The 25,880-nt window shown below is 67.7% G+C and carries 31 protein-coding genes and 1 pseudogene; 18 read left to right on the top strand and 14 right to left on the bottom strand.

Annotated features, from left to right (window positions below; translation table 11 throughout):
• Nucleotides 1–13 precede the first annotated feature (13 nt).
• Both LDL21_RS06980 and LDL21_RS06975 read left to right on the top strand, forming a co-directional pair.
• Nucleotides 14–475 (top strand): MarR family winged helix-turn-helix transcriptional regulator, encoded by a 462-nt coding sequence (locus tag LDL21_RS06980; protein ID WP_181698653.1) that lies wholly within the window; start codon nucleotides 14–16, stop codon nucleotides 473–475.
• Nucleotides 472–840: a DUF5313 family protein gene (locus LDL21_RS06975; protein WP_225279281.1), complete on the top strand. Its 369-nt coding sequence runs from the start codon at nucleotides 472–474 to the stop codon at nucleotides 838–840. Before LDL21_RS06980 ends, LDL21_RS06975 begins: the two co-directional genes overlap by 4 nt.
• Before the next feature lie 35 nt (nucleotides 841–875).
• Here the strand turns inward: LDL21_RS06975 and LDL21_RS06970 are convergent, their stop codons facing one another.
• On the bottom strand, nucleotides 876–1,196 hold the full coding sequence (locus LDL21_RS06970) for a hypothetical protein (RefSeq protein WP_181698652.1): 321 nt from the start codon (nucleotides 1,194–1,196) through the stop codon (nucleotides 876–878).
• Between the two features lie 246 nt (nucleotides 1,197–1,442).
• Here LDL21_RS06970 and LDL21_RS06965 point away from each other — a divergent pair, with 246 nt between their 5' ends.
• The 6 genes from LDL21_RS06965 to LDL21_RS06940 all read left to right on the top strand — a co-directional run bounded on the left by LDL21_RS06965 (nucleotide 1,443) and on the right by LDL21_RS06940 (nucleotide 7,749).
• Complete coding sequence (locus tag LDL21_RS06965) at nucleotides 1,443–2,921, top strand: sugar porter family MFS transporter (RefSeq protein ID WP_181698651.1); 1,479 nt, start codon at nucleotides 1,443–1,445, stop codon at nucleotides 2,919–2,921.
• 33 nt (nucleotides 2,922–2,954) lie between these two features.
• Nucleotides 2,955–5,282 carry a glycoside hydrolase family 65 protein gene (locus LDL21_RS06960; protein WP_225279280.1) on the top strand — a complete coding sequence of 776 codons (2,328 nt, stop codon included), beginning with the start codon at nucleotides 2,955–2,957 and terminating at the stop codon, nucleotides 5,280–5,282.
• A complete protein-coding gene (locus LDL21_RS06955) occupies nucleotides 5,279–5,995 on the top strand; it encodes an HAD family hydrolase (RefSeq protein ID WP_225279279.1) in 717 nt (238 codons plus the stop codon). The genes LDL21_RS06960 and LDL21_RS06955 overlap by 4 nt, the downstream gene beginning before the upstream one ends.
• A gap of 99 nt (nucleotides 5,996–6,094) precedes the next feature.
• On the top strand, nucleotides 6,095–6,268 hold the full coding sequence (locus tag LDL21_RS06950; protein WP_067494014.1) for a CsbD family protein: 174 nt from the start codon (nucleotides 6,095–6,097) through the stop codon (nucleotides 6,266–6,268).
• A 99-nt stretch (nucleotides 6,269–6,367) separates the two neighbouring features.
• Nucleotides 6,368–7,162 carry a metalloregulator ArsR/SmtB family transcription factor gene (locus LDL21_RS06945; RefSeq protein ID WP_225279278.1) on the top strand — a complete coding sequence of 265 codons (795 nt, stop codon included), beginning with the start codon at nucleotides 6,368–6,370 and terminating at the stop codon, nucleotides 7,160–7,162.
• The gene (locus LDL21_RS06940; protein WP_225279277.1) at nucleotides 7,159–7,749 is read left to right on the top strand and encodes a dihydrofolate reductase family protein; all 591 of its coding nucleotides are present in this window, start codon (nucleotides 7,159–7,161) and stop codon (nucleotides 7,747–7,749) included. Before LDL21_RS06945 ends, LDL21_RS06940 begins: the two co-directional genes overlap by 4 nt.
• Nucleotides 7,750–7,762: 13 nt before the next feature.
• On the opposite strand, the gene LDL21_RS06935 is transcribed toward LDL21_RS06940, so the two are convergent.
• Nucleotides 7,763–8,734: an alpha/beta fold hydrolase gene (locus LDL21_RS06935; RefSeq protein ID WP_225279276.1), complete on the bottom strand. Its 972-nt coding sequence runs from the start codon at nucleotides 8,732–8,734 to the stop codon at nucleotides 7,763–7,765.
• A gap of 55 nt (nucleotides 8,735–8,789) precedes the next feature.
• On the opposite strand from LDL21_RS06935, the gene LDL21_RS06930 reads away from it, so the two are divergent.
• A complete protein-coding gene (locus tag LDL21_RS06930) occupies nucleotides 8,790–9,641 on the top strand; it encodes an SDR family NAD(P)-dependent oxidoreductase (RefSeq protein ID WP_181698645.1) in 852 nt (283 codons plus the stop codon).
• Here LDL21_RS06930 and sigJ read toward each other — a convergent pair.
• On the bottom strand, nucleotides 9,638–10,525 hold the full coding sequence (gene sigJ / locus LDL21_RS06925) for an RNA polymerase sigma factor SigJ (RefSeq protein WP_181698644.1): 888 nt from the start codon (nucleotides 10,523–10,525) through the stop codon (nucleotides 9,638–9,640). The genes LDL21_RS06930 and sigJ overlap by 4 nt on opposite strands.
• Nucleotides 10,526–10,624: 99 nt before the next feature.
• Here sigJ and LDL21_RS06920 point away from each other — a divergent pair, with 99 nt between their 5' ends.
• A complete protein-coding gene (locus LDL21_RS06920; RefSeq protein WP_225279275.1) occupies nucleotides 10,625–11,608 on the top strand; it encodes an NAD(P)H-dependent oxidoreductase in 984 nt (327 codons plus the stop codon).
• A 3-nt stretch (nucleotides 11,609–11,611) separates the two neighbouring features.
• On the opposite strand, the gene LDL21_RS06915 is transcribed toward LDL21_RS06920, so the two are convergent.
• Together LDL21_RS06915 and LDL21_RS06910 are read right to left on the bottom strand one after the other, a co-directional pair.
• Nucleotides 11,612–12,079 carry an SRPBCC family protein gene (locus LDL21_RS06915; protein WP_308017117.1) on the bottom strand — a complete coding sequence of 156 codons (468 nt, stop codon included), beginning with the start codon at nucleotides 12,077–12,079 and terminating at the stop codon, nucleotides 11,612–11,614.
• Between the two features lie 8 nt (nucleotides 12,080–12,087).
• Nucleotides 12,088–12,321: a metallothionein gene (locus LDL21_RS06910; RefSeq protein WP_067493989.1), complete on the bottom strand. Its 234-nt coding sequence runs from the start codon at nucleotides 12,319–12,321 to the stop codon at nucleotides 12,088–12,090.
• Nucleotides 12,322–12,464: 143 nt separating this feature from the next.
• Between LDL21_RS06910 and LDL21_RS06905 the strand changes: the two are divergent.
• Nucleotides 12,465–12,877 (top strand): annotated as a pseudogene (locus tag LDL21_RS06905) (low affinity iron permease family protein).
• Between the two features lies 1 nt (nucleotide 12,878).
• Here the strand turns inward: LDL21_RS06905 and LDL21_RS06900 are convergent.
• The gene (locus LDL21_RS06900) at nucleotides 12,879–13,373 is read right to left on the bottom strand and encodes a DUF6328 family protein (RefSeq protein WP_181698642.1); all 495 of its coding nucleotides are present in this window, start codon (nucleotides 13,371–13,373) and stop codon (nucleotides 12,879–12,881) included.
• Nucleotides 13,374–13,553: 180 nt separating this feature from the next.
• On the opposite strand from LDL21_RS06900, the gene LDL21_RS06895 reads away from it, so the two are divergent.
• From LDL21_RS06895 to LDL21_RS06880, 4 genes are all read left to right on the top strand, one after another.
• Nucleotides 13,554–13,754 (top strand): hypothetical protein, encoded by a 201-nt coding sequence (locus tag LDL21_RS06895; protein WP_067988858.1) that lies wholly within the window; start codon nucleotides 13,554–13,556, stop codon nucleotides 13,752–13,754.
• A 71-nt stretch (nucleotides 13,755–13,825) separates the two neighbouring features.
• Nucleotides 13,826–14,638 carry a BON domain-containing protein gene (locus tag LDL21_RS06890; protein ID WP_225279274.1) on the top strand — a complete coding sequence of 271 codons (813 nt, stop codon included), beginning with the start codon at nucleotides 13,826–13,828 and terminating at the stop codon, nucleotides 14,636–14,638.
• A 5-nt stretch (nucleotides 14,639–14,643) separates the two neighbouring features.
• Entirely contained in the window at nucleotides 14,644–15,375 is a 732-nt protein-coding gene (locus tag LDL21_RS06885; protein WP_225279273.1) for a metallophosphoesterase family protein, read from the top strand.
• Nucleotides 15,376–15,387: 12 nt separating this feature from the next.
• Nucleotides 15,388–15,543, top strand: coding sequence for a hypothetical protein (locus LDL21_RS06880; protein WP_157104676.1), 156 nt, complete (start codon nucleotides 15,388–15,390; stop codon nucleotides 15,541–15,543).
• Here LDL21_RS06880 and LDL21_RS06875 read toward each other — a convergent pair.
• On the bottom strand, nucleotides 15,519–15,812 hold the full coding sequence (locus LDL21_RS06875; RefSeq protein ID WP_181698639.1) for a hypothetical protein: 294 nt from the start codon (nucleotides 15,810–15,812) through the stop codon (nucleotides 15,519–15,521). The genes LDL21_RS06880 and LDL21_RS06875 overlap by 25 nt on opposite strands.
• Nucleotides 15,813–16,377: 565 nt before the next feature.
• Here LDL21_RS06875 and LDL21_RS06870 point away from each other — a divergent pair.
• Nucleotides 16,378–17,097: a GNAT family N-acetyltransferase gene (locus LDL21_RS06870; protein WP_181698638.1), complete on the top strand. Its 720-nt coding sequence runs from the start codon at nucleotides 16,378–16,380 to the stop codon at nucleotides 17,095–17,097.
• Nucleotides 17,098–17,103: 6 nt separating this feature from the next.
• Here the strand turns inward: LDL21_RS06870 and LDL21_RS06865 are convergent, their stop codons facing one another.
• Nucleotides 17,104–18,360 (bottom strand): aspartate kinase, encoded by a 1,257-nt coding sequence (locus LDL21_RS06865; RefSeq protein WP_181698637.1) that lies wholly within the window; start codon nucleotides 18,358–18,360, stop codon nucleotides 17,104–17,106.
• A 202-nt stretch (nucleotides 18,361–18,562) separates the two neighbouring features.
• Here LDL21_RS06865 and LDL21_RS06860 point away from each other — a divergent pair, with 202 nt between their 5' ends.
• Nucleotides 18,563–19,684: an ACT domain-containing protein gene (locus tag LDL21_RS06860; protein WP_225279272.1), complete on the top strand. Its 1,122-nt coding sequence runs from the start codon at nucleotides 18,563–18,565 to the stop codon at nucleotides 19,682–19,684.
• On the opposite strand, the gene LDL21_RS06855 is transcribed toward LDL21_RS06860, so the two are convergent.
• Together LDL21_RS06855 and LDL21_RS06850 are read right to left on the bottom strand one after the other, a co-directional pair.
• Nucleotides 19,674–19,949, bottom strand: coding sequence for a YggT family protein (locus LDL21_RS06855; protein ID WP_181698635.1), 276 nt, complete (start codon nucleotides 19,947–19,949; stop codon nucleotides 19,674–19,676). The genes LDL21_RS06860 and LDL21_RS06855 overlap by 11 nt on opposite strands.
• A gap of 113 nt (nucleotides 19,950–20,062) precedes the next feature.
• On the bottom strand, nucleotides 20,063–20,950 hold the full coding sequence (locus LDL21_RS06850) for an alpha/beta fold hydrolase (RefSeq protein ID WP_225279271.1): 888 nt from the start codon (nucleotides 20,948–20,950) through the stop codon (nucleotides 20,063–20,065).
• Nucleotides 20,951–21,044: 94 nt separating this feature from the next.
• On the opposite strand from LDL21_RS06850, the gene LDL21_RS06845 reads away from it, so the two are divergent.
• Nucleotides 21,045–21,641 (top strand): TetR/AcrR family transcriptional regulator, encoded by a 597-nt coding sequence (locus LDL21_RS06845; protein ID WP_225279270.1) that lies wholly within the window; start codon nucleotides 21,045–21,047, stop codon nucleotides 21,639–21,641.
• 46 nt (nucleotides 21,642–21,687) lie between these two features.
• On the opposite strand, the gene der is transcribed toward LDL21_RS06845, so the two are convergent.
• From der to scpB, 4 genes are all read right to left on the bottom strand, one after another.
• The gene (gene der / locus LDL21_RS06840; RefSeq protein WP_181698632.1) at nucleotides 21,688–23,103 is read right to left on the bottom strand and encodes a ribosome biogenesis GTPase Der; all 1,416 of its coding nucleotides are present in this window, start codon (nucleotides 23,101–23,103) and stop codon (nucleotides 21,688–21,690) included.
• Nucleotides 23,100–23,774 carry a (d)CMP kinase gene (gene cmk, locus LDL21_RS06835; protein WP_225280301.1) on the bottom strand — a complete coding sequence of 225 codons (675 nt, stop codon included), beginning with the start codon at nucleotides 23,772–23,774 and terminating at the stop codon, nucleotides 23,100–23,102. Before cmk ends, der begins: the two co-directional genes overlap by 4 nt.
• Nucleotides 23,775–23,842: 68 nt before the next feature.
• Nucleotides 23,843–25,198 carry a pseudouridine synthase gene (locus tag LDL21_RS06830; protein ID WP_225279269.1) on the bottom strand — a complete coding sequence of 452 codons (1,356 nt, stop codon included), beginning with the start codon at nucleotides 25,196–25,198 and terminating at the stop codon, nucleotides 23,843–23,845.
• An 8-nt stretch (nucleotides 25,199–25,206) separates the two neighbouring features.
• Nucleotides 25,207–25,863: an SMC-Scp complex subunit ScpB gene (scpB, locus tag LDL21_RS06825; RefSeq protein ID WP_225279268.1), complete on the bottom strand. Its 657-nt coding sequence runs from the start codon at nucleotides 25,861–25,863 to the stop codon at nucleotides 25,207–25,209.
• Nucleotides 25,864–25,880 lie beyond the last annotated feature (17 nt).

Raw genomic sequence — 25,880 nt, 5'->3', positions numbered from 1 at the left:
CTAACCTGGCTGCGTGACCGAGATCGACGACCCGCTGCGGCTGGATCGGCAGGTGTGTTTCGCCCTCGCCGTGGCCAACCGCTCGGTCCTTGCCGTCTACCGACCGCTGCTCGAGCCGATGGGTCTGACCCATCCGCAGTACCTGGTGATGCTGGCACTGTGGGGCGAGACGCCGATGTCGGTCAAAGCCGTCGCCGATGCCGTCCAGCTCGATTCGGCCACGCTGTCACCGCTGCTCAAACGGCTCGAGTCCGCCGGGCTCATCACCCGACGCCGCGACCCGAACAACGAACGAACCCTCCTGATCGACCTCACCGCGGCCGGGCGCGCACTGCGCAGCGAGGCCGAACGCATCCCGCCCGCGGTGGTGGAACGACTCGGCGTGAGCCTGGCCGAACTGGAAGAACTGCGTGATGTGCTCGGCCGGGTGAACACGGCCGCACGCCGCGCCGAGGAATCGAGGCAGAACCGATGACCACCCCGAACCTCTGGCAGCGCCTGCGCTACATCGGCGGCGCCACCCTGCCGCCATCGATGTCGGACTGGGTGCTGGCCGACCTCACCGGCCCCGGCGCGACGCGGCGCTATCTGCTGCGCATCCTGGTTCCGGTGCTGCCGCTGCTGTGCCTGTTCCTGTTGACGCCGGGGCCGCTGTGGATCGGGTTGTCGATGATGGCGCTGCTGTATCTGCCGCTGATCTACTTCACCGTCGCGCTGGTGTACGTCTATCGCAGGCACCGGCTGGTCAGCCACGGGTTCGATCCCGAACTCGCCTTCGCCACGCAACGTCGTCGCGCCGATGCCGACCGGGCCGCCTACGAGCAGCGCCATCGTTCCTGAATCACACTGCGGCCCCGGCGTTGTGCCGCATCCGGCTACTTCGGGACCAGCGCACCCGTGAGATCGGCCTCCTTGATGGGCGTGTCCGGGTTGGCCTGGGCACTGCACATCAGGTCGATCGCGCCGATCGACAGGTCGATGGTGTTCTGATCGATCTGCGCGTCCTCGCCGCGTTCCTGCTCGAGGAACTTGGTGACGGTGGTGCGCTTCTTGTCCGTGTCCTGCGCGGTGAATTCACTGCACGGGGTGTCCCCACCCTTGTTGACCGCCTTCTCCGCCTCGGCACATCCTGCCGCGAGCGTGCCGAGCGCGGCCACGGCGAGCGCCGTGGCGCAGGCCTTCCTCCGTAGCGTCATCGTTCGCCTTTCCTTCGCAAGGGCCCGGCAATCCGGGCCTCGTTGCCCGCTTTACCCGAATTCGGCCGGTCGAATACGACGACGGCTCGCCCGGGCGCGGCGCGCGTGACGGCCGGTGCGCCTGCGGGAGTGCAACAATCGGCAGAGAGTTCCGCCTGTACACAGTTCCATTCGGATGGCCTGCCGTGACCTGCGTTCACGGTTGACCCGCGAGGCACACGTCTCGCCGCGGAGAGGATCGGACCGATGCATGAGGGTGGCGCGACAACCAACCGGCCGGACCTACCGGACGGCGACTCCGCCAGTAATGGGCAGGTCGTCCGCATCGCGTCGGTAGCGGCGCTCGGCGGTTTGCTGTTCGGCTACGACAGCGCCGTGATCAACGGCGCCGTCGCCGCGATTCAGGACGAATTCGATGTCGCCGACGCCGCGCTCGGCTTCGCCGTCGCCTCAGCCCTGCTCGGCGCCGCAGCCGGTGCCATGACAGCGGGGCGCATCGCCGACCGCATCGGCCGCATCAAGGTCATGAAGATCGCCGCCCTGCTGTTCCTGATCAGCGCGATCGGCACGGCCTTCGCCCCCGACCTGTGGGTGCTGGTGCTCGGCCGCGTCATCGGCGGGCTCGGTGTCGGCGTGGCCTCGGTGATCGCGCCCGCCTACATAGCCGAGACCTCCCCCGCCAACATCCGCGGCCGGCTCGGGTCGCTGCAACAGCTCGCCATCGTCCTCGGCATCTTCTTGTCGCTGCTGGTCGACTACGTCCTGGCCCATCTGGCCGGCGGCGCAGGCGAGCAGCTGTGGTTCGGGCTCGAAGCCTGGCGGTGGATGTTCCTGTCGATGGCGGTTCCGGCCGTGGTCTACGGCCTGCTCGCCTCGACGATCCCCGAATCCCCGCGCTTCCTCGTGGCGACCCATCGGATTCCCGAAGCACGCAGTGTGCTGTCGACGCTGTTCGGCCAGCGCAACCTCGAGGTCACCATCGGCCGCATCGAGCACAGCCTCGAGGGTGAAACCAAACCGTCGTGGCGCGATCTGAAGAATCCCGCGGGCAAGATCTACCCGATCGTCTGGATCGGCCTGATGCTCTCGGTGTTCCAGCAGGCGGTCGGCATCAACGTGATCTTCTACTACTCGAACGTGCTGTGGGAAGCAGTGGGTTTCGAGGAGTCCAGCTCGTTCCAGATCAGTGTGTTCACCTCGGTGGTCAATATCGCCACCACCATCGTGGCGATCATGCTGGTCGACAAGGTCGGGCGCCGACCGCTGCTGCTCACCGGTTCCATCGGCATGACCATCACCCTGGCCACCATGGCGGTGTGCTTCGGGACCGCGCCGCAGGTGCCCAATGCCGAGGGGGTGCTCGAACCGCACCTGACCGGTGTGCCCGGTGTCCTCGCGCTCGTCGCGGCCAATCTGTTCGTGGTGTTCTTCGGGATGAGCTGGGGGCCGGTGGTCTGGGTGCTGCTGGGTGAGATGTTCCCCAATCGCATTCGCGGGGCGGCGCTCTCGCTCGCCGCCGCCGGTCAGTGGGCGGCCAACTGGGCGATCACGGTGAGCTTCCCTAGCCTGAAGACGTTCTCGCTGGGTTTCGCTTACGGCATGTACGCGGTGTTCGCGCTGCTGTCGCTGCTGTTCGTCGCCAGGTTCGTGCCCGAGACCAAGGGCAAATCGCTCGAGGACATGGACGAGGCCACCGGCTACCAGCATCCGACCGCGACCGCCTGATCCGCACCTTCGATCACCTCCCGGAGGGCCGCCATGAACCCGTGGATCGTTGTCGAGAACGAATGGGACCCGCACCGCGCCAATTATTTCGAGACCATCTTCACCGTCGGGAACGGCCGCCTCGGTACCAGGGGCTCGCTCGAGGAGCGGCATACCGGCTCGCTGCCCGGCACCTTTCTGGCCGGGGTGTACGACGCCTTCGACGCGCCGGTCGTCGACCTGGTGAACGCGCCGGACTGGCTGGTCACCGAGGTGTTCGCCGACGGAACCCGGCTCGACACCGAATCGGCGGCGGTGCTCCGCCATCACCGCGAGCTCGACCTGCGCCGCGGGACCCTCACCCGCGAGACCGAATTCGCGCTGCCCGACGGTGCCCGATTCGTGCTGCGCACCGAACGTTTCGCGAGCATGGCCGATCGCGATCTGTGCTGCCTGCGGATTCGGGTGACCGCGCTGGATCGCGCGGCAACGGTGACGATCCGCACCGGCATCGACGGGCACCGGCGCAATCTCGAGCGGCTACCCACCTACCGTGAGGACACCGAGTTCGGGTACGACCGCAAGTGGGACAAGTGGGCTTTGTCCACCCATTTGCGTTCCACCGGAACCGGATTCACCGATGACGTGGGAATGCTCGAATGCCGCACGATCGACAGCGGTGTCGATCTGGCCTACGCCCTGCGCACCGACCTGCCGACGTCACCGCGACGCCGGGTCGAGGTGCGCAGTCACGAGTCGATCGCGGTCGAGGTGGACTTCGCCGTCGCGGCGGGCGAGACGGTCGGCGTCGACAAGTTCGTCGGCATCGCCACCAGCCGTGATCCCGAAGCCGCTGCGGCACCGGATGATCGGGCGCGAGCGACCGTCACAAGGGTCACCGATTTCGACCAGGCGAGCGCGGCGAACGCGGCTGCGTGGGACCGGTTGTGGGCCGAATCCGACTGCGAGGTGGTCGGCAACGACCGCGTCACCCAGGCATTGCGGTTCGCCGTCTATCACCTGCTCATCGCCGCCAACCCGGACGACCCGACGGTGAGTATCGGCGCCAAATCCCTGTCCGGCGAAGGGTATCGCGGCCACGTCTTCTGGGACACCGAGATCATGCTGCTGCCGTTCTACCTGTTCACCCAGCCGCGTGCGGCTCGCGCCCTGCTCGGTTACCGCCACCACACCCTGCCCGGTGCCCGCGAGGTCGCCGCCGACAACGGCGCCACCGGTGCCCGCTTTCCGTGGGAATCGGCGGACACGGGCCGCGAGGAATGCCCGCAGTACACCCACGACGGCTCGGGCCGCTTCTACACCAGGGAGGAGGAACTGCACGTCACCGCCGATGTCGCGTACGCCATCATGCGCTACACCGAGGTCACCGGCGACGAGACGTACCTGTTCACCGAGGGTGCGCCGATCCTGTTCGAGACCGCCCGCTACTGGGTACAGCGATGCGAACCCGAAGGCGATGCGCTGGTGCTGCGAACAGTGATGGGGCCGGACGAATTCCATTCCCACGTCGACAACAACGCCTTCACCAACCGGCTGGTGCGCTGGCACCTGGAACAGGCTTCGGCGGTCTATCGGCGGATGGCCGCCGAACAACCGGAACTGCTTGCCGCCCATGCCGAACCGTCGGCGCTGTCGGCGGCCGACGCCGAGCAATGGGTCGATGCGGCTCGGCGAATCCGCGTGCCGGTGGACCCCGACTGCGGGGTGATCGAGCAGTTCGACGGCTATTTCGAACGCACCGTCGTCCCCATCACCGAATGGGACGACAACGACATGCCGCGATACCCGGCGGGTTTCGACCACTTCAACTGTGAGGACACGTCGCTGCTCAAACAGCCCGACGTGGTGATGCTCATGCACCTGCTGCCCGAGGAGTACTCGCTCGAGACACGCAGGCAGAACTACTTGTTCTACGAGGCGCGAACACTGCACAAGTCGTCGCTGAGTCCCTCCATCCATGCCATCGTGGGCTTGCGGGTAGGCGAGGCGGGCACGGCCGAAAGGTACTTCGGCCGTGCGGCATTCGTCGATCTCGACGACAATCAGGGCAATACGGAAGAGGGCATGCACATCGCGTCGGCGGCGGGCACCTGGCAGGTCGCCACGCATGGGTTCGGCGGTTTCCAGGCCACCCGCGAGGGATTGCGGTTCGCCCCCGCGCTGCCGGCGTCGTGGCAGCGGTTGCGGTTCTCGGTGCACTGGCACGGGCGGGTGGTGCGCGCCGACCTCGGCCACCACGACGCCCGGTTCGAGTTGATCGGCGACGGCCCCGCCGAAACCATCAGCGTGTGGGGCGACCCCGTGCGGGTGTGGCCGGGCGAGGTCGTCGAGGTACGCGCGCCCGAAAGCGTCGCCTCGTGACCGAGCGGGTGGCCGTACAGCAGGCCGCCGCCGTGCTGTTCGACCTGGACGGGGTACTGACCGATACCGCTGCCGTGCACCGCCGCGCGTGGACCACGCTGTTCACCGAGTTCCTGCCACCACAGGTCGCACCGTTCACCGATGACGACTACTACGACCTCGTCGACGGCAAACCACGGATCGACGGTGTGCGAGCGGTGCTGTCCTCGCGCGGGCTGCGACTACCCGACGGCACCGTCGACGACGACCCTGAGGCAGCCACCGTGCACGGCCTCGGCAACCGGAAGAACGGGCGATTCACCGAGATCGTGCACCGCGACGGGGTCGACGTGTTCGACGGCTCGCTGCGTCTGGTCGATGCTCTTGCGGCGCTCCGGATTCCGATGGGAGTGGTATCCAGTTCGCGCAACGCGGTGCTGGTGCTCGAAACCGCCGGACTGCTCGGCAGGTTCGCGGTGATCGTCGACGGCGCCGTCGCCGAGCGTGACGGGCTTGCGGGCAAGCCCGATCCGGCGATGTTTCTCGCCGCCGCCCGAGCACTGGGTGTCGAACCCGCCGAGACGATCGTCATCGAGGACGCGGTATCGGGCGTCGAGGCAGGTCGTCGGGGTGGTTTCCGGGTGATCGGGGTCGATCGCGGCACGGGCCCGGCCGCCCTGCGCGCCGCGGGCGCCGATGTGGTGATCGGTGATCTGGCCGACCTTCTCACCTAGGCCCTGTTTGTGTTCGGTGGCCCCGGGTAGACGCCCCGTGGGTCCCAAGGATGGCCCATCGATCACCAGTGGTCGAGCGTTCTGTCCGGAAGGAATGCCATGAGCTTGGCAGACAAGGCGAAGAACAAGGCCGAAGAGCTGGCCGGCAAGGCCAAGGAAGCGACCGGCAAGGCCACCGACGACCGCGATCTGCAGAACGAGGGCCGCGGCGACCAGGCCAAGTCCAACCTGAAGGATGCCGGCGAGAAGGTCAAGGACGCCTTCCGCGACTGATCCGGCTCCTCTTTCGAATTGTGGCCCCCGGCTGACAAGGCCGGGGGCCACAGTTGTATTCCTTGACAGGAATATTCTTCATAGTGAATACTTCTGCTCATGGAAGAGATCGCAGCCGCACTCGGCGACAGCGCACGATGGCGCATCGTCGAACTCCTCGCGCAGCGGCCTCGGTCGGTCGGCGAACTCGCCACCCACACCGGGTTGCGTCAGCCGCAGACGACCAAGCACCTCCAAACCCTCGCCAAGGCGGGCCTCGTCTCGGTGTTCCCGCTCGGGCAACGCCGCGTCTACGCCGTGGAACCCGGACCGTTGCGGGAGCTCGACAAGCGGTTGCGCGCGATGCTCGCGACCATCGAGGAGCACGCCGACGAGCGAGATGTGGTGGAGCGCTATCTGGCCGCCATCGAAGCCGAAACCGCTGCCGCGCAGCATGATCGGTGGGCCGACGGGCGCAGCTTCGCTTTCGAGCGGACGTTCGGAGTCGCACCCGAGGCACTGTGGCGGCACTGGGTGGATCCGGATTTGCTCGCGGATTGGTGGGTGCCGCCGTCGATGACCATCACCGACTGCCGGATCGAGCCGTTTCCCGGCGGCCGGGTGGTGCTCGACTACCGCGACGACGACGGCGGGCGTTACCGGTCGACCGGACGGGTCATCGAGGCCGACGAACACCACCGCCTCGCCTTCGACCTGTCGGTACTCGATGCGGCAGGCGAGGTCTCCTTCACCGGCCACTACACCCTCACCTTCGAGCCCGACGGGCCCGGGACCCGATTCCGGCTCGACCTCGTCATCGCCGAAACCACGGTGGCGGCAGCCTCTTTCATCGCCGGTATCGAAACCGGCTGGTCCCAGGTCCTCGACAACCTCGACAGGAAAGCCCGATCATGAGCACTCGCCGCGTCACCACCAACATCAGCCTCACCCTCGACGGCCGCTACCACGGACCGGCCGGCCCGTCCGATCTCGGCGCCATCGTCACCTACGCGAGCACCGAAACCGCCCGCGACTACCTCAGCGGAATTCACGCCGACGCGACAACGGCGGTCCTCGGGCGCAGCAACGCTGAAGGGTTCCTCGGCTACTGGCCGACCGTCGCCGCCGACGAGAACGCCGATCCGCGCGACCGCGCCTACGCGAAGTGGCTCGTCGACGTGGACAAGGTGGTGCTGTCGAGCACGCTCACCGGATCACCCTGGGAGCGAACGCGCGTCGTGAACGCACCCGCCGCCGAGGTGATCACCGAATTGAAGAGCTCTGGTACCGGCGACATCCTGGTCAACACCAGCCCGACGATCGTGGCCGATCTGCTCGCCGCCGATTTGATCGACCGCCTGCATCTGATGATCGTTCCCGAGATCGCCGGGGGTGGCGCGCTGTTCTTCACCGACGGGCTGCCGGCTTCCCGGTGGACACTGACCAGCCACACCGCCGGTGCGTCCGGCGAGCTCGCCCTCGTCTACGACCGCGCACGCTGAACCGACCCGACCGCTACGGCCGTGGCGCCAGGTCAGCGAGCGCGTTGAGAACGAACTCGTTCACCGGGTCCGTGCGTTCCAGATGGACCAGATGCCCCGCACCCGGAACCTGCACTACCGCACGCAGATCCGTCACATTGGCGCGCAGTGTGGCCAGCGGGTCGCGGCCGCTGAACCCCTCCATGTCGGGGTCGTTCTCGCCGTAGAGGAAATAGGTCGGGACGGTCACGGGGCGATCGGCCAGCGACTCGGTGAGGTGCCAGTTGCGGTCGAGGTTGCGATACCAGTTGAGGCCGCCGGTGAACCCGGTGCGTTCGAATTCGGTGGCGAGGGTGTCGAATTCGGACTCACCGAGCCAGGACCACGGCAGATCGGGGGCTTTCGGCAGGACATCGAGATAGCCGAGCCCCGGCGGGTTCTTCCAGGTGTCGAGGTAGTGGTAGTCGCCGGAGAGCGAGTAGTAGACCCTGGCCAGGAATTCGCGGGGCCGCTCGGCGAGTTCGGCGTCGGCACGGCCGGGTTCCTGGAAATAGGACAGGTGCAGGAAGTGGCGCTGGGCGGCCTTGGTCCAGAAATCGGACGGCGGGCGGGGTGGGCGCGGTGCGAAGGGATTGTTCAGTACCACCGCGGCGGCCACTCGCTCGGGCGCACGCAACGACAGCTCCCACACCAGCTGGGCGCCGAAGTCGAGGCCGACGAAAACCGCCTGCCGCGCGCCGATGTCGTCGAGCAGGGCGAGCAGATCGCCGATCACGGCCGCATTCGTGTACGCCTCGACATCGGCGGGCGCCTGCGTGCGTCCGTAGCCGCGCAGATCGGGCGCGATCGCGTGGAAACCCGCCTCGGCGACGGCCGCGAGCTGGCGATGCCAGATGTAGCCGGTGTGGGGGAAGCCGTGGCAGAACACCACCGGATACCCCTGCCCCTGCTCGGTCACATGTAACCGGACGTCGCAGGCGTCCAGGAATCGATGCCGAAGTTCCACCAGCGCCTCCAAGAATCTAGAACGTGTTCCTATTTCAAGGTAGTGTCCCGAGGCCATGAGCGGAACACCCAAGATTCTCGGCGGACGGGTCGCGGTAGTGACCGGAGCCAGCCGCGGCATCGGCAAAGGCATTGCCCAGGAACTCGGCGCGGCGGGCGCGACGGTGTACGTCACCGGTCGCACGACCACCGCGGGCAGGCTCCCCGGCACCGTGCACGACACCGCCGCCGAGGTGACCGCCCTCGGCGGGCTCGGCGTGGCGGTGGTCTGCGATCATCGCGACGACGGGGCGGTCGAGGAACTGTTCACGCGGGTGCGCGCCGAACAGGGCCGCCTCGACGTGCTGGTGAACAATGTCTACAACTCCCCCGCCGCCGCCCGCTGGCTCGGCCGCAAATTCTGGGAGGTACCGCCTGCGGCCTGGGACGAGACGTTCGACATCGGCGTCCGATCGCATTACGCGGCAAGCGTTTTCGCCGCCCCGTTGCTGATCGAGTCGAAGGGTTTGATCGTCAATATCTCCTCCCCCGGTTCGCAGCGCTACCTGCACAACGCGGTGTACGGGGTCGCCAAGACAGCCCTGGACCGGCTCACCGCCGACCTCGCCCACGATCTCGACGGCACCGCGACCACCGCGGTATCCCTCTGGCCCGGCATCGTGAATACCGAACTGCTGCAGATGGTTCCCGCCGACGACCAGGGCCGTCGCCTGGTGACCTTGCCCGGTGAAGGAACCTTCGATCTGAACGCCGCCGAGACACCGAGGTTTCCCGGCCGGGCCGTTGTCGCCCTGGCCGCCGACCCCGACCGGCTCGCGCGCACCGGAAAGGCGTGGAAGGTCGCCGATCTGGCCGAGGATTACGGATTCACCGACGTGGACGGCCGCGTTCCCCGCAACGATCCCTAGCCTGTCCACGCACGCAGTTTCTCCGGATTCCGCATCACCCAGATCCGGCTGATCCGATCGTCGATGATGTCGAAGGAGTAGACCGAGATAACCTTCCCGTCGGCCTCGGCGACCAGACCGAGCTGCCCGTTCACCATGCGTTCCACCAGCACCACTGTCGACAACCGCGTGCCGATGTGGATCCACGCCGTCGCGATCTCACTGCTGCCGACCAGCGGCTCCCGGAAGGCGGGAACCAGCCCACCGCTGTCCGCCGTCGCGATCGCGGTCGGGTCGAGCAACCCGACGAGTCCCTCGATATCGCCCGCCTCCCAGGCCCGTTTGAAATTCCGCACCACCTCGGCGCGCGCGGTTTCGGGTGGGCGCGGTGAGGTATCGATGCGACGGCGGGCGCTCGAGGCGAGCTGACGGCACGCGGCCGGAGTGCGCCCCACCACCTCGGCTATTTCGGCGAAGGAGTAGCGGAACACGTCGTGCAACACGAAGGCCACCCGCTCGGCGGGGGTCATGGAGTCGAGCACGACGAGGAAGGCCATGCTGATCGACTCGTCGAGCGTCACTCGATCGGCGGGGTCGGGCGCTGCGGTACCGCCGAAAAAGTCGGAACGGCCGGGGACCGGTTCCGGAATCCATTCGCCCACATAGCGTTCCCGGCGGGCGCGGGCGGAGCCGAGCAGGTCGAGACAGATGCGCCCCGCCACCGTCGTCAGCCAGGCACCGGGCGTGGTCACCTCGGCGCGGCGCTGTTCGCTCATCGCGTACCAGCGCGCATAGGTCTCCTGCACCACGTCCTCGGCCTCGGCCAGCGATCCGAGCAGCCGGTAGGCGAGATTGAGCAACTGGCGGCGCTCACTCATCACCTCGGACAGGTGGGGGTCGGTCATGATCGGCTCCTCGCGGTCGGTTCCCTCACCATGACCGACGAAACAGCGCCCCGATCTGTGAGGGCCTGACATTTCCGGCGTCCGCGTCGTCGGAAGGTCATGATCAGAATCGGCATCATTCTCGGCAGCACCCGATCCAACCGTAACGGAGCCCAGGTCGCCCGATGGGTGCTGGATTCGGCGTCGCGACGCGGCGACGCCGAATTCGAGCTCGTCGACCTGCGCGACCACCCGCTCCCGCACTTCGACGAGACAACGCCGCCGATGTTCGGCCCGTCGGAGAATGAACACACCCGGTCCTGGGCCGCCCGGATCGCTCCGTTCGACGGGTTCGTGATCGTCACCCCCGAGTACAACGGCGGTGTTCCCGGCGTCCTGAAGAACGCCCTCGACCACGCGTTCGCGGAGTGGACCGACAAGACCGTCGCCTTCGTCGGGTACGGCGTCAACGGCGGCGCCCGCTCCGTGGTGCAATTGCGCACCGTGTGCGGGACGCTGGGGATGGCCGACATCGGCCATTCGGTATCGATCGGCGTGCTCACCGATTTCGAGAACGCCACCACCTTCGTCGCGCGCGAGCACCACGACCTCGCGTTGCGCAAGACGCTGGACCAGCTCGTCGCGTGGACCACAGCCCTGGCACCGCTGCGGCGGCCCGCCGACGAAACCGCCGAGATCCGCGCGCAGATCGACCGGCTGGTCGAGTGCCTGCGGAACAAGGACCTCGACGGCATCGGCGCCCTCTACACCGACGACGCCGTGTCGTTCGATATCGAGCCACCCCTGCAACACTGCGGGAGGGCGGCGAAGCTGGCGAACTGGGCACGGGTATTCCAGGTGTTCGACACCCTGACCTACGAGTTCCACGACCTGACCTTCACGACCGGCACCGACGTGGCATACGGGCACGGTTTCGGCAGGCTGCGCGGCACACTGCGCGACGGCGCTGTCACCGACGGCATGTGGGTGCGCGCGACGCTGTGCCTGCGCAAGGTCGGTGGCAGCTGGTTGATCGCCCACGACCAGGTCTCGGTGCCGCTCGATATCCCGAGCGGCAAGGCGCTCACCGACCTGGAGCCCTGACGGTCAGCCTCCGGCCGCGGCGCGGCTGCGGCCGACAGCCAGGTCCGACAGCCGGTCGAGGGTTTCGCGGTTGCGTGGGGTCAGCAACAACTCCTGCGCGGCGCGTGGGACGAGCTTGCCCGGCCCGCGCACGGCCAGTTCCCCCATCCGCACCTCGGTCGTGGCCGGGGCGACCTCGCGCAGCTCGAAGCGGATGACAGCCGCGCCCATCGGCCACAACCGCGCGTCGAGTTCCAGCGTGTGCGGTGCGTCCGATGCCCGCACCTCGGTGGTGTCCTCGATGACGAGGGGCCACGGCCCCACGCTGTGATGGATGCGGGTACCGACCGCGGGCCAGCCCTTGTCCACGCGGCGAATGTGCGAGGCGCCCACAACCCAGCCCGAATACGACCACCCGTCCGCGAGCACCGCGAAGACGTCGTCCACTCCGGCGGGCACGGTGAGTTGCACCCAGATCATGTCCTCGTGCACGGCTCCTCCTACACGCTGTCGACGAGGGCGTCGTGCCCGGCGCGGCGGGCACAGTTGGCGCAGCAGAAGACGGTCTGTCCGGCCTCGACCCCGTGGCCCAGAACCCGGCATCCGCAGTGCGCGCAGTCGGGTGCCAGCTTCGATGCGGCGCATTCGATGCTGTCGAATGTCCAGCTCTGCCCGTCGCGGCTCACGGTGAACGCGCGCGCGTAGTCGTTGCCACACGTCTCACAGACGGCCATGCTTCACCTCTTTCGGATCGGTGGACAGCGGGCGTTTACCCGGTGCGGCCGAACCGAACCGACCTTTTGGTTGAAATCCCGAGAAACGGATATTCGCCTGTCACAGAGTTCTTTGCCCGGCCCGGTGAAGGTGGGTGGTCGACATGTCCGGACACAAGTCGAACGATGCGACGATGCCGTCGGACATCTCGAATCACAAACCCTTTTTCGACCGTTTCGCCACGGGCGCAAGCAATTTCGCGTCCAAGGCATGGTTCTTCGCCGCCTGCCTCACCCTGGTCCTGATCTGGGCACCTTCGGTGTTCCTTTTCCCGAGCATCGACACCTGGCAACTGGTGATCAACACGGCGACCACGATCGTCACCTTCCTGCTCGTGGCGCTGTGCAGAACACCCAGGCCCGCAACGACGACGCCGCCCAGCACAAGCTCAACGCGCTCGCCGCCGGTCTCGCGGCGCTGATGGGCGAATTGAGCAACGAGTATCCGGCACTGGACAGGGAACGGCAGGAACTGTCCGACGCCGTTGGCCTGGAAGATCGCGAAAGCAGCGAATAGCTCAGTCCGTCTCCGGCCCCTTGCGGTAGACCAGCGGCTGGACCACCCACAGACCGAGGAACACGATCGAGGCGACGACTCCGGCGACGATGCCCGCCGTGGTCCCGGCCACCACATCGAAGATCAGCACGGCGATGCCGGTGAGCGCGACCCCGAGCAGGGCGATACCGGCCAGCGCGAGCCGGTGCGCGCCGGTGACCAGGGCATCGAGCCGGTGCCTGCGGAACAGCAGCCGATGCATTGCCACCGGGGCGACCAGCAGGGCGGTCGCGGCGATCGACGCGGTGACGACGACGAGGTATACCACCCGCAATTCCGTGCTGAGGGCGTCGAAATGGGACTGGAACGGCAAGGTCAGCAAGATACCGGTGAGTACTTGCACACCGGTCTGCAGCACCCGCAGTTCTTGCAGCAAGGAGGCCCAGTTGCGGTCGAGACGCTGGATGGTGTTCTCGCCACGCACCCGTCGATTCCAGTCGGCGTCATCGTCGTCCATCACCGCTCCTCGTCGCCCGGGGCCGATGCCCTCTTTGCGCGCATACCCGGCACACACCGCCCGAATCCCGCCACCGACCGGCGTACCCGTGATTGAGCGGCGCGCGGCCGGGTAGTGCGACGGTGTGGTCGAGAACAACGGCCACATGCCAGAAGACCAGACGACACGAGGAGGGCATTCATGCCTGATCCGAACAACCCTGGACAGTTCGGCAACCGAAACGACACCCAGGAGCAGGCGGCCCGTGGCGGCCAGGCCAGCAGCGGCAGCTTCGGCGATCGCAATTCCGCCGACCCGCGCGAGGCAGGCCGCAAGGGCGCCCAGGCGCAGCCCACCGAGGCCAAGCGCGAGGGCGGTCAGCACAGCCACGGCGGCCGCTGACTCCCTGCTACCGACCCCGGGCCTGGCACGATGCCGGGCCCGGGGTGTCCCCGGCGAAAGGTGGTGGCCTGATGACCGCCGAGATCTCGGACCTGCTGCAGACGCTGACCCGCGTGGTCAACACCCTGCACGACAACGGCATTCGCTTCGCGGTGGCCGGCGGCTGCGCGGTGTACGCGCACGGCGGTCCGGCCAGCGATCACGACGTGGACATCTTCCTCCGCGCCGAGGACGCCTATGCCGCGCGGGACGCGTTGGCGGCCAAGGGCTTACGGCCCGTCGATCCACCGGAGAACTGGCTGACCAAGGTCTATGACGGCGAGATCCTCGTCGACCTGATCTTCCGCACGAACCATCGCACCGTCGACGACGACCTGCTCGACCGTGCCGAGTCGATGCCGGTCGGCCCGGCGACCGCACCGGTGCTCCCCGCCACCGACGTGCTGGTCGACAAACTCATGGTGCTCGACGCGCACCGTCTCGATTTCACCCGCCTGCTCGAGGTCGCCCGCGCCCTGCGCGAGCAGATCGACTGGGCCCAGGTGCACCGCGACACGGCCGAATCGCCTTACGCGCGGGCATTTCTCGGGCTGCTCGACGACCTCGGCGTCCACCACGTACCACCCGCGCCCGCCGCCGAACCACCGCAGTACGTGGTCGCCAACCTGCGCCGCGCCTTCGCCGAGGATCCGCGGACCGCGACGATGAGTGTGCACGTGACGCTGCGCTCCGATGTCGTCGTACTCACCGGCGAGGTCGCCGACGAACAGAGCAGGCGGGCACTGGAGGCCGTGCTGCACGAGCGGATCGGTGACCTGCGGGTCCACAACGATGTGCGGGTACGCAGACCCGCCGAACCGGCCGAACCGGAAGTGCTGAGGTGAGTGGGATGCGCGTAGCGGCGGTAGGCGATGTGCACCTCGGCGCGGATTCGCGTGGTCGGTGCAGGCCGGTGTTCGAACGGCTGCCAGAGCACGCGGATGTGTTGCTGCTCGCCGGTGACCTCACCCGCCTGGGCACCCTCGAAGAGGCGGAGGTGGTGGCGAGCGAGTTCGGCGATCTCGACGTCCCGGTTGTGGCGGTGCTCGGCAATCACGACTATCACAGCGACCGCGAGCAGGAGATGAGCGCGCTGCTGTCCGCGCACGGCATCACCGTGCTCGAGGGCACCTCGACGGTGCTCACCATCGGTGAACGCACGCTCGGCATCGCGGGGACCAAGGGTTTCGGCGGCGGGTTCGCCGGCAAGTGCGCGAGCGCGTTCGGCGAACCGCAGATGCGCGAGTTCGCGACCCACACAGTCGAGCTCGCGCACCAGCTCCACACGGCGCTGAGCCGGCTCGACACCGACGTGACCATCGCACTCACCCACTACTCGCCCGTGTCGGACACCTTGCACGGCGAGCCGCCGGAGATCTACCCGTTTCTCGGCTCCTACCTGCTCGGGGAGGCGATCGATGCGTGCGGCGCCGACCTGGCGGTCCACGGTCACGCCCACGCGGGCACCGAACGCGGCACCACCCCGGGCGGAATCCGGGTGCGCAATGTCGCCCAGCCGGTGATCGGTACCGAATACGCCGTCTACGACCTGGCGCCCGCCACGTCGTCGGCATACATCTGAAGGAGGATTCTCATGGTTTCGCAGGACACCATCGCCCAGCTACGCCAGGACATCACCACGGCCGCCGACGCGGGCGACGAGGCAACGGCGCAGCGTCTGCGCCGGGAACTGTCGGAGGCACTCGCGGCGGCGGGCCGAGACGATCAGGACGACCCGGCCGGTCCGTGACCGCGCTGCGACCGGACGGTCGCCGCGCTCCAGACCACCAGCCAACCGGACGCCGCCATATAGAGGGCATAGGCGGAGATGACCAGTTCGGGCCCATAGTTGGCGAACCAGTCGCCGAGGCGCAGGAGCGCGATCAGGCCGAGGCCGACCAGGAACATGCCGAGCACCAGGCTCGGAATCGCCAGGGGGGCGATGGAGTCGTCGGTGACGTGGCGGTCACGCTTGGTAACTGACAGATTGCTGTTCGGTTCGAAGTAGATGCTGCTCATAGTCACGAGCTCCCTTCCGGACGGCCGTCCCGACACAGCCGGTAGGTCAAACCACGCAGGTGGCGCGCGCAGTGATCACAAACGGTTAACGTTCAGCAATATCGAGCGTGCCAGGTCTAACCGGAGGATAACAGACCATGTGATCTGGGTCACATCGAATAGGTGTTCGACACGAAGCGATAACGGTTGTTACATTTCCCAGGAATAGGCGTTCGAACTGGAATAGTCCGACAATTCTGGACAATTGCCCAGCAAGCCGACAATGCTGTGATTTATAGAACCGTTATAGCCTCTGAGGTGCGTAAACGGGCCTCGAGACAGACATCGGAGCGGTTTGTGACCGGACCGAGTCGGCGGCACCGGAATCGGCGCCCATTTCGTGTCGTGCACACGCGCGCGACATACGGGTGCGTTCGAGTGTTTGAACGGCGCACGTTCGGCTATCGTCCATCCAGTTCTTTTCGATGCTGCTGGATCGTTCGTGTCGCTTCGCCGAATCATGTGCCGCGTGAGGATCCACGCCTCGTGATTCGGTGACCCTCTCAAACGAAGGACGCCGGTCACCATGCCCGCACCCGTTATCCTCGACGGCCGCATCGTACGGCTGGAACCCCTTGCACCCCACCACGTTCCCGGTCTGGCAGCGGCCGCACAGGCGCTGCGCGGCCAACCGGGGTTCACCGTTGTCCCGCACGGCGAACAGGAAGCGCGCACGTATGTCTTCCAGGCCGAGGCCGCCCAACTGGCGGGTTCGGCGCTGGCCTTCGCCATCGTCATGATCGGTGACGAATGCGTGGTCGGCGCCACCCGCTTCACCCGCCTCGACTACTGGCAGGGTCCGCTCACCTGGCCGCTGTCGGCCGAACCGGTCACCGCCTCCCCCGGCGGCGCGATTCCCGACGCCGTGGAGATCGGCAACACCTGGCTCACCCCCGCCGTGCGCGGGGGCCAGGTGAATCTCGACTCCAAGCTGCTGTTGCTCACCCACGCCTTCGACACGTGGCGGGTGCGCCGGGTGACCCTGCGCGCCGACGCCCGCAACCTGCGCTCGCGGGCGGCCATCGAACGGCTCGGCGCGGTCAGCGACGGTGTACGCCGGGCGCATTCCCGTGGCCTCGACGGCGAGGTACGCGACACCGCGTTCTATTCGATCCTGCGCGATGAATGGCCGGGGGTGCGCGAGCGGATCATGGAACAACTGGCCGCCCGCGCCGCGCAACGACGGGCGCCGCTCATCCCGGCCACCGCCGAGGCGTTGCGCGCCCTCACCGCCTCGATCGGCTGAAGCAGGTCAGCGTCCCGTTCCGCCGTGCACCACGGCCACCTCGGCCCCGCCCAGGTCGAAGGCGCGGTGCAGGATGCGCACCGCCTCGTCGAGGTCGGTGTCGCGGACCAGCACGGAGATGCGGATCTCGGAGGTGGCGATGAGGTCGAGATTGATGCCCGCTGCCGCCAGTGCCTCACAGAAGGTCGCGGTGACGCCGGGATTGTTGCGCATGCCCGCACCGATGAGCGATACCTTGCCGACGCGGTCGTCGTAGCGCACATCGGCGAAGCCGATCTCGGCGCGACGCGAGCGCAACAGCGCGACCGCGCGGTCGCCGTCGGCGGCGGGCAGCGTGAAGGTGATGTCGGTGCGGCCGGTTCCGGTGTTCTGCACGACCATGTCGATGCCCACCTCGGCATCGGCCACGGCACGGAAAACCTGCGCGGCGTAACCGGGTTCGTCGGGCACGCCGACCACGGTCACCTTGGCCTCGTTGCGGTCGTGCGCGACTCCGGTGAGCACGGCCTGGTCGGCGGGGATGTCGGCCATCGAGCCGAACACGGTGGTGCCGACGGTGTCGGTGTAGGACGAGCGAACATGCACCGGGACCTGGTAGCGGCGGGCGTACTCGACGCAGCGCAGCATGAGCACCTTGGAACCGCACGCCGCCATCTCGAGCATCTCCTCGTAGGAGACCTGGTCGAGTTTCTGGGCATCGCCGACGATGCGCGGGTCGGCGGTGAACACGCCGTCGACATCGGTGTAGATCTCGCACACGTCGGCGTGTAGCGCGGCCGCCAAGGCGACGGCGGTGGTGTCGGAGCCGCCTCGACCGAGCGTGGTGACGTCACGGCTGTCCTGACTCACGCCCTGGAAGCCGGCGACCAGTACGATCTCGCCGTCGTCGAGGGCGCGCCGTACCCGGCCGGGGTCGACCTCGATGATCTTGGCGTTGCCGTGCGCGCCGGTGGTGATCACCCCGGCCTGTGAACCGGTGAGCGAACGCGCCTCCGCGCCGAGGGAATGAATGGCCATGGCCACCAACGCGTTCGAGATCCGCTCGCCCGAGGTGAGCAGCATGTCCATCTCCCTCGGCGGCGGTGCCGGCGCCACCTGACCCGCCAGATCCAGCAATTCGTCGGTGGTGTCGCCCATCGCCGAGCACACGACAACCACGTCGTTGCCCTGCTTCTTGGTCTCCACGATCCGCTCGGCGACCCGGCGGATGCGCTCCGCGGTCGCGACCGACGAGCCACCGAATTTCTGTACAACCAGGGCCATCCCGCTGTCCTCTCCCTGCTCGCCCGCGAGGTACTCGCGGGTAACTCCCGTCGAGTATCCCGGCAATCCGGGCGTGGCTGGGCGGTTTGTGACGCGAAAAGTGGTGCCGCCGTGCCGTTTCTGGCGGGATACTGGCCGCATGGGGGTGGCGCGCGTGCGCCGGCTCCGATGTTCGGCGGTTCTCGGCGTTAGGCGAATTCGTATGGCTACTCGGCACTTTCGTTCCCGTTCGTTGCGTGTCGCGGTGCTCGGCACCGGGGCGCAGGCCGGGGAGGTGGTGCGGATCATCGCCGAATCCACCGACGAACTGAGCGCACGAGCCGGGGCGCGATTGACCCTCGACACGGACGCGGCCGACCTCGTCGTCGACACCACCGCGACCTCCGAGAGCTTGGACGCCGTCCTCGACGCATTGCGGGCGGGGCGGTCGGTGGTGACCGCGAATACCGCGCTCATCGCCTCGCACGGTGCCGAATTGATGTCGGCTGCCGAGGAATTCGGGGCGGATCTGTGTTTCGAGGCCGCCGTTGCGGGCGGGGTGCCGGTGGTCCGGCCGCTCACGCAGTCGCTGTCGGGCGATCGCGTGCGCGAGGTGCTCGGCGTCTTCGCCGCGGCCGACGCGCACGCGGCGGCGATCCTCGCCACGTTGGCCTTTCATACCCGGGTGGAGGTCACCGATGTGCATTTCGAGGAGTTCGGGGTGGCGCCGGCACACGACCTGGCGGCTGCCGACGCGTTGTCGTTGCGGTTGCGTCAGCTGACCGTGTGCACCCGCATCAGTGAGCCCGAAGACGGTGGCAAGGAATGGATCTCGGTACGGGTGCATCCCGCACTGCTGCCTGCCGCGCACCCGCTGGCCCAGGTGGAGGCGCCGTTCAGCGCGGTGACGGTGGACGCCGAGGGCGCGGGGCGACTGATGTTCTCCGGTCGCGACGCGACGCGGGCCACCGCCTCGGCACTGCTCGGTGATCTGGTGAGCGCGGCGCGCAACCGCGTGAACGGTGGCCGGGCTCCCCGCGCCTCGTACTACGCCGAGCTACCGGTCGCGCCGTTCGGCGACATTCCCACCCGCTACTACCTGAACCTGCGGGTCACCGATCACGCGGGCGCGCTCGCGCAGGTGGCCTCGATCTTCGCCGACCACGGGGTGAGCATCGAACGTGTGCGTCAGGAACACCACGGCGACGACGCACATCTCATCGTCCTCACCCACCGCGCCCGCGAATCGGCGCTGGCCGACACTGTCGACGCCCTCACCGACGCCACCTGTGTGAGCGCGGTGCTCACCAGGTGGCGGGTGGAGGGTGCGCCGGTCACAGGCTGAACGCCACCGCCCGCAGGATCAGCACGGCGATGAACACGACCGTGAAGGCGAGGTCGATGGAGACCTCGCCCAGCCGGACCGGCTTGAGTACCTTGCGCACCGGCGCGATCACCGGTTCTGTCGCCGCATGGGTCACCGACCGGACCTTCCCCACCCACGGCGACCGATTGCCAAGCGTTTCGAGCCAGTCGACCACCATCCGCGCGATCAACAGCACCAAGAACACCGTCAGTACCCACCCGAGCAGGGTTCCGATGAGACTCATGACGCACTCCTTCCGGAGGCCACCGTCGACCTCTTACCGAAACAACGCCTCAGCCGCCCCCAAGGTGTCCACTATGCACCGTTCTCAGCGGATTATCAGTCCGGATAGGTCAGCTATTCGGCGTGGCGCGCGTCGATGTGTTCGTAGCGGCGGGCGAAGTCCAGGATGCGCGCGGTCACCTGCCGGGAAATCTGATAGAAGAGACCGTGCCCCACACCGGGGAAGATCTCGACCTCGCAGGTGGGCAGGTTGTCGCGCACGCGTTGTTCGGCCAGTTGCGGATCGACCACCAACGACTCCGACCCGAGCAGCAGCAGGGTCGGTGTCGTGATCGTCGCGAGTCGCTCGTCGGTGAACATCTTCGGATAGCCGATCGTCGGGGCATACCCGAGAGCCGCCTTCACACCGGCGAATTCGGCGTCGGTCAGGGTGACGCCCGGATTGAGCCGTGCGTTCATCGCGCGCAGGTTCTTGTCCGTCGGCCGGGCACCGACGCGAAGCATCGTCCACAACAGGCTCCATTTGATCTTGGTCAAGGTGCCGCTCGGCTCCACGACGCTCAGGCTCGCAAGCCGTGCCTGCTGAGTGGTCGCGACAGCCATCGCCTGCCACGCACCCTGTGAATACCCGACCAGATGAACCCGCTCGACGCCGAGCCCGTCGAGGACCTCCCCCAACCAGGCGCCGAACTTCGTCTCGTCGATCGGTGCGGTCTGCACACTGAGACCAGGCGCGCCGATCATCTCCGGCGCGTACACCACGTGATCGCGGGCGAAGTCCTCGATCACGTGACGCCACATCAGGCTGTTACCGCCGAGAGAGTGCATCAGCACGAACGGAATGCCTTGTCCCGCACCGGATTTACGGACCTTCGTCATGCCGAAGGAAGTAGGGATATCGAGCATCTCCGACGGAACGGGCCACTGCTTCTCCAGCTCCCGATAGGTCCGCAGGTACTCCTCGCGCGCGGCGTCGTTCTTGAATCGCCCGATCTTGGCCATAACCACCCCTGTTCCTCGTTGATGATATGACCGTACCACATAGATGATATGGGCGTACCATAAAGATTTCGCCGACAGCGACGAAGGAGGCAGGGTGCCGCGTTTGGCCGACCATGACGAGCGCCGCGGGGTCATCACCGATGCCGCGCGGCGAGTGATCGCGCGGGGCGGGCTCGACGCGGCCACGTTCCAGTCAGTCGCCGCCGAAGCCGGGGTATCGGTGCGGTCGGTGCAGTACTACTTCGGGACAAAACGGGAGTTCCTGGTCGCCACGCATCAGGCGGTGGTGATCGATTCCGGGGAGCGGTTCGGGCGGGAACTCGCGGCGTTGGGGCCGGGGTCCGGGCCACGCGACGTGGTGCGCGCGATGCTGCTCGCGCTACTCCCCCTCGACGAAGCCAGTAGGCAGAACGCGGTAATTCTCGGGATCTTCCACGCGGCCGCCCTCACCGGTTCCGACGTCGCGGCCGCCGATATGACCGGGGCACCGAAATACATCGTGAACGCAGTGGCAGACCAGCTCCGGCGTGCGCGCGGCGACGAGGCCGACGACGCGACGATCGTCGCGGACGCCGAGCTGATCCTGCTCACGCTCGGCGGACTCGCCCAGGGCATGCTCACCGACAACGATTACGCCGCGCGCTCACCACAATTGGTGGAGCACCTGCTCGATCGCGTCTTCGACGCATAACGAAACGAGGCCCCGGCGGTGTGCGCCGGGGCCTCGTCGGGTCGAACTACTTTCTGCGTTCCTTCTTCTCGCGCACGCGCACCGAGATGCGCACGGGCGAGCCGTCGAAACCGAACTCCTCGCGCAGGCGCCGTTCCAGGAAGCGGCGGTAACCCGCCTCGAGGAAACCGGTGGTGAACAGCACGAACGTCGGCGGACGAGTGCTGGCCTGGGTGGCGAACATGACGCGGGGCTGTCGGCCGCCGCGCATCGGCGGCGGGGTGGCCGCGATGACTTCCTTGAGCCAGGTGTTCAACCGGCCGGTGGAGATGCGCTTGTCCCAGGACTCGAGCGCGGTCTCCATCTGCGGCACCAGCTTCGCCACGGCGCGACCGGTGTGCGCGGAGATGTTCACCCGCTGCGCCCACGGCACCCGCACGAGGTCGCGATCGATCTCGCGCTCGAGCATGTAGCGGCGGTCCTCGTCGACCAGGTCCCACTTGTTGAACGCCAGCACCAGCGCGCGACCGGAGTCGGCGACCAGGCTGATCACCCGCAGGTCCTGTTCGGTGATCGGCACCGAGGCGTCGATCAGCATGATCGCCACCTCCGACGCCTCGAGCGCCGACTTGGTCCGCAGCGAGGCGTAGAACTCGGTGCCGGTGGCATTGGAGACCTTGCGGCGCAGACCGGCGGTGTCGACGAACTTCCACACCTTGCCGCCGAGCTCCACCAGGGAGTCGACCGGGTCGACGGTGGTGCCCGCGACATCGTGGACCACCGAACGTTCGTCGCCGGCCAGCTTGTTCAGCAGGCTCGACTTGCCGACATTGGGCTTGCCGACCAGCGCCACCCGACGCGGCCCGGCCACACCCGTGCCTTCGCGCGGGGTCTCGGGCAGTGCGGCGAGCACATCGTCGAGCAGGTCACCGGTACCGCGACCGTGCGCGGCCGAGACCATGCGCGGCTCGCCGAGGCCGAGCGACCACAGCGTCGCGGCCTCGATCTCGACCTTCTGATCGTCGACCTTGTTGGCGACCAGGATCACCGGGATCTTGGAGCGGCGCAGCTTGCGCACCGCAGCCTCGTCGGTCGCGGTCGCGCCGACGGTGGCGTCGACGACGAGCAGGATCGCGTCGGCGGTCTCCATCGCGACCTCGGCCTGACGGGCCACATGCTGCTGCAGGCCCTTGGCGTCGGGCTCCCAGCCGCCGGTGTCCTGCACGAGGAAGCGGCGTCCGGCCCAGCTGGCCTCGTACGAGATCCGGTCACGGGTAACACCGGGAACGTCCTCGACAACGGCTTCGCGCCTGCCGAGGATGCGGTTCACCAGGGTCGACTTGCCGACATTCGGACGGCCGACCACCGCGACCGTCGGCATGGCGAGGTGTTCCTCACCCTCGCCCTCACCTTCGAGATCGGTGATCTCCCAGTCGGTTTCATCGGTCCAGATACCGTCGCCCTCGAGTACGTCCTCGATCATCGCGACCCTCCTGTCGTGGCCGAAAGCTGCTGGGCCACCACGCGATACAGCTCGTCGATGGTCTGTTCCATCGTGAGATCGCTGGTATCGACGAGCACCGCGTCGGCGGCGGGGCGCAACGGCGAGACCTTGCGGGTGGAATCGAGGGTGTCGCGGCGCTGTACGTCGGCCAGCACGGCCGGGTAGTCGTCGCCGCGTCCCTCGCGGATGTTCTGGGCATTACGCCGCTGGGCGCGCGCCTCCGCGGAGGCGGTGAGGTAGATCTTGGCGTCGGCGTCGGTGAGCACGACGGTGCCGATATCGCGGCCCTCGACCACGATCCGGCCGGCCACGGCGGCAATCTCACGCTGCAGGGCGACGAGCTGGTCGCGCACCTGCGCCACCGCCGACACCGCCGAAACGGCCTTGGTCACCGCGTCACCGCGGATCTCGGCCGACACGTCGTCACCGTCGAGTTCGACGACCTCGTGACTCGGGTCCGTGCCGATCGAAAGAGGCAGCGCCGCAACGGCTTCGGCGATCGCCTCGGCATCGGTGAGATCCACGCCCGCACGCAGCACCCGCAGCGTCGCCACCCGGTACATGGCACCGGTGTCGAGGTAGCGGGCGTTCAGGCGGGTGGCCAACTTGCGCGACACACTGGACTTGCCGGTGCCGGACGGGCCGTCCATGGCGACGACGAGCGTGCCGTCGCCGGCCAGCCTGCCCTGGGCAGGTTCCACCGAGAAATCCACTCCGTTCACAGCTGCACCGCCTCGTAGAGTTTGCCGATTTCGTCGCGGCCTAGCACCCGAAGGGTGCCGGGACGCTGATCACCGAGGGCCACCGGACCGAGGTGCGTGCGGACCAGGCGGATCACCGGGTGACCCACCTCGTCGAGCAGGCGGCGCACGATGTGCTTGCGGCCTTCGTGCAGCACCAGCTTCACCAGCGACCGGCCCTCGTAGGACTCGAGCACCATGAACTTGTCGACCTTGGCCGGCCCGTCCTCGAGCTCGACGCCTTCGCGCAGCCGCTTGCCGACGAGCCGGTAGTTGACCTCGCCGTACACGGTGGCCAGGTAGGTCTTGGGCACCTCGAACGACGGGTGCATCAGGCGGTGCGCCATTTCACCGTCGTTGGTGAGCAGCAGCAGGCCCTCGGTGTCGGCGTCGAGCCGACCCACGTGGAACAGGCGCTGACCAGCGGCGATGCGTTCGGCGACGATGTCACCGACACAGGGGCGGCCCAGGTCGTCGGACATGGTGGACTGCCAGCCCTTGGGCTTGTTCAGCACCAGGTGCACGAGTTCGTCCCGCACGACCACGCGGGTGCCGTCCACGCGCACGACGGCGTTCTCGGCGTCGATGCGCAGACCCTGCTCGCGCACGATCTTGCCGTCGACCTCGACGCGGCCCTGGGCGATCATCTCCTCGGCGGCGCGGCGCGAGGCCACACCGGCCTTGGCCAGCACCTTCTGCAGACGTTCGCCTTCACCCCACGGGAGCTTCTTGGGGCCCTCGGCGGTGTCGGCGTGCTGATGACGGGCAGGCTTGGCGTTGTTCAGGATCGTCGGGGCGACGACCTTGCGCTGCGGTTTCGCGGACTTCTTGTTGCGCGCCGCGAAGGCCTGCGTGCCGGCCGAAGTGCCGCTGCGCTGTGCGGCTGTGTCGCCACGCTGTCCGCGGTCGGCGTCACCACGCGGGTAACCGCCACCGTTGGCAGCGCCTGCGCCGCGACGGTCGTCACGCTGGTAACCACCGGCGGACGGACCACGACGGTCGCCACCGGCCGGGGCGCTGCGTCGATCGTCACGCTGGTAACCACCGGGGGCGCTGCGACGGTCGTCGCGCTGGTAGCCGCCGGTCGCGCCGCGGCGACCACCGGACTCGGCGTCACGCTGGAAGGAGCCGGCCGATCGGGCCGCTGTCTGATTGCCGCGCTGGAAGCCACCCGCGCTGGTGCCGCGGCGGCCGGGGGCCTCGCCACGGGTACCGGCCTGACCGGTGCGCGCACTGCCGCCGCGGGGAGCCGCGGTTCGGTTCGCGCCACTTCGGGGCTGGTCGCTACGTTTTCTTCGATCCGGTGTGCCATCTCGGCGAGCGGAATTATTCATCTGTCCTGTCAATCGTCGGTGCCGAGATCCATGTCGGACTCGGCGGGTTTTTGCAGCCTGGTGTACCGGGGATCGGTGTCCAGGCTCTCGCTGATCTCGTCGATCAGATCGACGCCGGGAAGCAGCGGCGCCAGCGGTGGCAGGTCGCCCAGTGAGGCGAGCCCGATCCGTTCGAGGAACAACTCGGTGGTGCGGTAGAGCGTGCCGTTGGTTTCCGGGTCCTGACCCGCTTCCGCGATCAAGCCCCGCGCCAGCAGCGTGCGCATCACTCCGTCGACGTTCACCCCGCGAACCGCGCTGACCCGGGTGCGGGTCACCGGCTGGCGATAGGCGACCACCGCCAAGGTTTCCAAGGCGGCCCGGGTGAGCTTCGTCCGGGCCCCGTCGAGCAGTACCCGCTCGACATAGGGCGCGTACTCCTGTCGAGTATAGAAGCGCCAACCGTCACCGACGAAACGCAGGTCGATGCCGCTGCCGCGCGCGGTCAGTTCCGCCGACATCGCGCGCAGGGTTTCCTCGACCCGTTCGCTGGTGTCGTCCAGGGCCGCGGCCAGCTGTTCTACCGGCGCGGGAGCGTCCACGACGAGCAGCATGGCCTCGAGCGCGGACCGCAGTTCCGCGTCGTCGAGCCGCTCGGACGTGAATTCAGCCACTGTCTCGCTCATGCCGCCTCCTGCTGGCT

Origin of the sequence: Nocardia rosealba, from assembly GCF_020216065.1 — a bacterium.
In the GTDB taxonomy this organism is placed as follows: domain Bacteria; phylum Actinomycetota; class Actinomycetes; order Mycobacteriales; family Mycobacteriaceae; genus Nocardia; species Nocardia rosealba.
Note: the sequence above shows the minus strand (reverse complement) of the source record. Positions and strands in the feature narration are given on the sequence as shown.